7 protein-coding genes are annotated in these 5083 nt (G+C 63.6%); 5 read left to right on the forward strand and 2 right to left on the reverse strand.

Going from position 1 to position 5083, the window contains the following annotated elements; translation table 11 throughout:
- The 3 genes from ABSG20_RS29580 to ABSG20_RS29590 all read left to right on the forward strand — a co-directional run.
- A partial coding sequence (locus ABSG20_RS29580; protein ID WP_423868010.1) for a YbaB/EbfC family nucleoid-associated protein occupies window positions 1–120 on the forward strand: 120 nt, incomplete at its 5' end.
- 1 nt (window position 121) lies between these two features.
- Window positions 122–727: a recombination mediator RecR gene (recR, locus tag ABSG20_RS29585; protein ID WP_423868004.1), complete on the forward strand. Its 606-nt coding sequence runs from the start codon at window positions 122–124 to the stop codon at window positions 725–727.
- A 19-nt stretch (window positions 728–746) separates the two neighbouring features.
- The gene (locus ABSG20_RS29590; protein WP_423868005.1) at window positions 747–1148 is read left to right on the forward strand and encodes a hypothetical protein; all 402 of its coding nucleotides are present in this window, start codon (window positions 747–749) and stop codon (window positions 1146–1148) included.
- An 11-nt stretch (window positions 1149–1159) separates the two neighbouring features.
- Here the strand turns inward: ABSG20_RS29590 and ABSG20_RS29595 are convergent, their stop codons facing one another.
- Window positions 1160–2506, reverse strand: coding sequence for an AmpG family muropeptide MFS transporter (locus tag ABSG20_RS29595; RefSeq protein ID WP_423868006.1), 1347 nt, complete (start codon window positions 2504–2506; stop codon window positions 1160–1162).
- 118 nt (window positions 2507–2624) lie between these two features.
- On the opposite strand from ABSG20_RS29595, the gene ABSG20_RS29600 reads away from it, so the two are divergent.
- Window positions 2625–2924 (forward strand): GIY-YIG nuclease family protein, encoded by a 300-nt coding sequence (locus tag ABSG20_RS29600; protein WP_423868007.1) that lies wholly within the window; start codon window positions 2625–2627, stop codon window positions 2922–2924.
- A gap of 118 nt (window positions 2925–3042) precedes the next feature.
- Here the strand turns inward: ABSG20_RS29600 and ABSG20_RS29605 are convergent, their stop codons facing one another.
- Entirely contained in the window at window positions 3043–4251 is a 1209-nt protein-coding gene (locus ABSG20_RS29605) for a DNA recombination protein RmuC (RefSeq protein WP_423868008.1), read from the reverse strand.
- 171 nt (window positions 4252–4422) lie between these two features.
- Here ABSG20_RS29605 and def point away from each other — a divergent pair, with 171 nt between their 5' ends.
- Window positions 4423–4950, forward strand: a complete 528-nt coding sequence (gene def, locus ABSG20_RS29610; RefSeq protein ID WP_423868009.1) for a peptide deformylase — start codon at window positions 4423–4425, stop codon at window positions 4948–4950.
- Window positions 4951–5083 lie beyond the last annotated feature (133 nt).

Raw genomic sequence — 5083 nt, forward strand, 5'->3', positions numbered from 1 at the left:
CAGGACCTGCTCGTGACCGCACACAACGATGCCCGGCGCAAGGCCGAAGTCGCGATGCAGGAAAAGATGCAGGCGCTGACCGGCGGGCTCGGACTGCCGCCGGGGCTGGGCCTCACCTGATATGGCCACTGCCGTTGCCGGTCCCGAGATCGAACGCCTGATCCAGCTGTTGGCGCGGCTACCTGGCCTCGGCCCGCGTTCGGCGCGGCGGGCGGCGCTGCACCTGATCAAGAAGCGTGAGGCGCTGATGACGCCGCTGGCGGGCGCGCTGCAGGTGGCGATCGAAAAGATCCAGGTCTGCAAGACCTGCGGCAATATCGACACCCAAAATCCCTGTACGGTGTGCACCGATCCCAGGCGCGACCGTGCCATTATCGTGGTGGTCGCCGATGTCGCCGACCTGTGGGCGCTGGAGCGGGCGCACGCCACCAACGGCCTCTATCACGTGCTGGGGGCGACGCTGTCGCCGCTCGATGGGGTCGGCCCGCAGGATCTGACCATCGACGCGCTGGTCACACGCGCGCATGGCCCGCTGGTGACCGAAGTCATTCTGGCCCTGAATGCGACCGTCGATGGCCAGACCACCGCGCACTACATCACCGACCTGTTGCAGGAGGCGGCAGTCAAGGTGACGCGACTGGCACACGGGGTGCCGGTCGGGGGCGAACTCGATTATCTCGATGAAGGCACGCTGTCGGCGGCGATGCGGCAGCGCACGCTATTTTGAAACTGAAATCAGGGGACACATGAGAAGCGAGTTCGGTAAACGATGCGTGCTGGCTGCGGCGGTTCTGGTGTTGTTCGATGCGGGCGCGTTCAGCGCGCGCGCGCAACAGGCGATCCAGAACGGCGATGTTCTGACCGGGCAGCTCAACGCCATGCGCAGCCGCGCCAACGGCAAGCGGATCAACACCTTCCAACTCGTCAGCGAACCGCGCCGGCTGCCGCCGCCGAACGGTCTCTGCGGTCTGGAAACCGGACCGGAGACATTTCAGATCGTCACCAGCAGTGATGCGCAGGTGGCGCAGTTGAAGGGTTTTATCGGCAAGGAAGTTTCGCTGAAGATCGACGAAGTCCGCTGCGCCGAGGATGCCGGGCAGATGAGCGAAGCCGTGGTCACGAAATGGAGCGTGATGACGAAGCATTGAAGGGGGCTGCTTCACACTCTCTCCGTCTCCAACTCCTCAAAATGCCCGCGCCGCTGCAGCCACGCCAGCACGATCAGGCTCGGCACCGCGACCACGACGCAGATCGCGAAGAACAGCGGCCAGCCCGTCGCTTTCGCCACGTAGCCCGCGCCCGAGGATAGATAGGTGCGGCCGACCGCGGCCAGCGCCGTGAGCAACGCGTATTGCGTGGCGGTGTGCAGCGGGTTGCGGCACAGCGCCGAAAGATAGGCGACGAAGATCACGGTGCCGATGGCGCTGGTGAAATTTTCCGCCGTGATGGCGAACGCCAGCGCCCATTCGTTGACCCCGGCCAGCGCCAGCCAGGAGAATGACAGATTGGCGACCGCCTGCAGCACGCCGCCGATCCACAGGCTGACGCCCAGCGAATAGCGCCGCGCCACGAACCCGCCGGCAAACCCTCCGATCAGGGTCGCGGCAAGGCCGACGCCCTTGACGATGGCGGCATAGTCGTTGCGGGTAAAGCCGAGATCGATCACGAACGGCGCGGTCATGGTGCCGGAAAACGCGTCGGTGAATTTGAACAGCACCACGAAGGCGAGTGCTGCGAGCGCATCCCGGCGGACCAGGAATTCGGAAAAGGCGCCGGCCGCCGCCTGGATCACACGTACCAATGCGGTCTCTGTCCGCGTCGCGGCCTCGGCGCGCACCGAAGGCTCCGGTTCGGTGGCAGATAGCGCAGTGACGGTGCCAATTAGCACCAACGCCGCCATCGCCACGTAGCCCCACATCCATGCCGAAGTGCGGGCGATGCCGGTGCTTTCGAATGCGCTGACCAGGAACAGCGCGCCCGCGGTCGAGACCAGCATGCCGATGCGGTAGGCCGCGACATAGGACGCCATGCCGGCGGCCTGCTCGCTTTCGGGCAGGCTTTCGACCCTGAAGGCGTCGACCACGATATCCTGGGTCGACGACATCGCCGCCACCAACAGCGCGGCGAGCGCTACAAACGGCGGTGAGCGCGCCGGATCGGTCAGCGCCAGCAGCAGGATCGCGGCGATCAACAGCAGTTGCGAGAATACCAGCCAGCCGCGCCGGCGGCCGAACCGGCGCGTGAAAAACGGCAGGTGCAGCGCGTCGACCAGCGGTGCCCACAGAAACTTCAGCGTGTAGGGCGTGCCGACCAGCGCGAACAGCCCGATGGTGCCGAGATCGACGCCGGATTCGCGCATCCACACCAGAAGCGTCGACCCCGACAGCGCCAGCGGCAGGCCGGAGGAAAAGCCGAGCAGCAAGACGATCAGGACGCGGGCTTGCAGGTACACAGCAAGGCTACCGCGCCAGGAGGGATGGGGAGCGGGATCCGCCTTCGACGCCATCGTTGTTTCGGGAAGATCGGGCGCGCTGGTCATGTCGCAGTGCTAGCAGATTCGAGCGCAACAAGTGATATTGTCATCGCCCGGCTCGACCGGGCGACCCAGTATTCCAGAGGCGGCGATGGGGGCACGCGGCTTCTACGTCTATATTCTCGCAAGCCGGATAGGTGGCACGTTGTACATCGGCGTGACCAACGACCTCGCTCGCCGCGTAGCCGAGCACAAATCGAAGACCGCCGGGAGTTTCACCAAACAATATGGCGTTGACCGGATGGTTTACTTCGAGGGTTTCGACTGGATCGAACAAGCGCTTCATCGTGAGAAGCGGCTGAAGAAATGGCCACGGGCCTGGAAGATTGCGTCGATTGAAAAGGATAATCCAAACTGGATTGATCTTTATCCTCAGATCGCCAGCGGCTGAAAGCACATCAACGCTTTTAGCCGATAGGCCTCTGGAATACTGGGTCGCCCGGTCAAGCCGGGCGATGACGGCAAGTTATGCCGCGCGGCATCTCTCCATCGCTGCCTTGTTGCGAGCCTTACTCTCCCGCCTGCAGCTGGCGCGGCAGCGGGAATAGCTCCGGGGCGGCTGGCTTGGCGATGCGCGGGGTCTCGGCGGGGGCGTCGGTCTTGCTGAAATCCAGTTCCTCGATTCTTCCCGCGCGCTTTTCGATCTTGTCGGCGGAAATCAGGATCTGCCTGATATCCTCGTTGGCATCGCTGAAATGCTTCTGCAGCTTGGTGACGCGGTCGCGCAGCCGGTTGAGATCGTCGCCGAGGTTGAGCACTTCGGTGCGGATCTGGTCGGCGGCGTCGCGCATCCGCGCGTCTTTCAGGATCTGCTGCATGACCTGGATCGCCAGCATCAACAGCGAGGGCGAGACCAGCACGACCCGGGCGCGATACGCCTTCTGGATCACATCGTCGAACCCGTCATGAATTTCGGCATAGACCGATTCGGAAGGCACAAACATCAGCGCGCTATCCTGGGTCTCGCCGGCAATCAGGTATTTTTCGGCGATGTCGCTGACATGCTTCATGACATCGGCGCGCAGCCGCTGCGTGGCGAATTTCTTTTCCTCCTCGGTGCGGGCGTCATGCAGCGCGGTCATCGCTTCCAGCGGAAACTTGGCATCGATGCAGAGCGGCCGCTGGTCGGGGAGGAACACCACGCAATCCGGCCGTTTGCCCGACGAGAGCGTGTACTGGAACTCGTAGGAGCCCTTCGGCATGCCGTCCTGGACGATGGCTTCCATCCGCGCCTGCCCGAACGCGCCGCGCGACTGCTTGTTGGCGAGCACGTCGCGCAGCGTCGTCACCTGCGACGTCAGGTCGGTGAGATTCTTGTGCGCGTTGTCGATGATGCCGAGCCGCTCGTGCAATGCGCGAAGCGAGTCCATGGTGTTGCGCGTGGTCTGCTCCATCGACTGGCCGACGCGGTGGGTCACCGTGTCAAGCCGCTCGTTGACAGCCCGCGCCATCTCGGCCTGACGGCCAGCCAGCGCCTGTCCCATCGCATCGGCGCGGCCGGTGGCCTCGGCCTGCGCCCGCAGCATTTCACTCAGGCGTTCTTCAAGCTCGTCGGCGCGGATCGCCTGCGCCATCGCCAGCTCGGCGCCGTGGCGGCCGGACCGCGCGATCACGACGGCAATGATCAGGAGCAGCATCAACGCCAGCGCGCCAAAGCCGATCACCGCCGGGCCGGTGCGGATAGGCAGCTCGCCGATCATGAAAAGAATTTCGTTCATGCCGCCCTTGTAGCCGATTCGGCCTTGAACGCGAACGAAGAGAGAACATTTATGGTTAATTATTGATTAATTTTCGTGGTTGGTGCTTCGCCGGGATTCATGGTCAAGCCCGGGCAAACAGGCCCGCCCACCGCATTGACCACGGCAAATCAGCAGCTTAAATCGCCCGCCATGGCCATCAGAGAAATCATCATCCTGCCGGACAAGCAGTTGCGGCTGGTCTCCAAGCCCATCGATAAGGTCACGGCGGAGATCCGCAATCTCGCCGACGACATGTTCGAGACCATGTACGACGCGCCCGGGATCGGGCTCGCCGCGATCCAGGTCGCCCAGCCGCTGCGGCTGATCACGATGGATCTTGCCAAGAAAAGCGAGGACGGCGAGACCAAGCCGCAACCGAGGGTCTTCATCAATCCGGAGATCCTGTCATCTTCGGAGGAGATGTCGGTTTACGAGGAAGGCTGCCTGTCGATCCCGGAATATTACGAGGAGGTGGAGCGGCCGGCGAAAGTACGGCTGCGCTTCACCGATCTCGACGGCAGGGTGCGCGAGGAAGACGCCGAGGGTCTGTTCGCCACCTGCATCCAGCACGAGATCGATCATCTCAACGGCGTGCTGTTTGTGGATTATCTGTCGAAATTGAAGCGCGACCGGGTGTTGAAGAAGTTCGCCAAGGCCGCCAAGCGCGCGATGGAGTAGGTCTGGTGGACCTTTCCCATGGAACCAATCGATTCCAAGCTCTCGGTCCTCTTCCTCCCCTCCCCCCACGCCCCCCACGCCCCCCACGCGCATCGCGCGTGGCGGGGAGGGAGCCTGCCCCGGACTTGATCCG

Origin of the sequence: Bradyrhizobium sp., assembly GCF_049512235.1 — a bacterium.
Classification (GTDB): domain Bacteria; phylum Pseudomonadota; class Alphaproteobacteria; order Rhizobiales; family Xanthobacteraceae; genus Bradyrhizobium.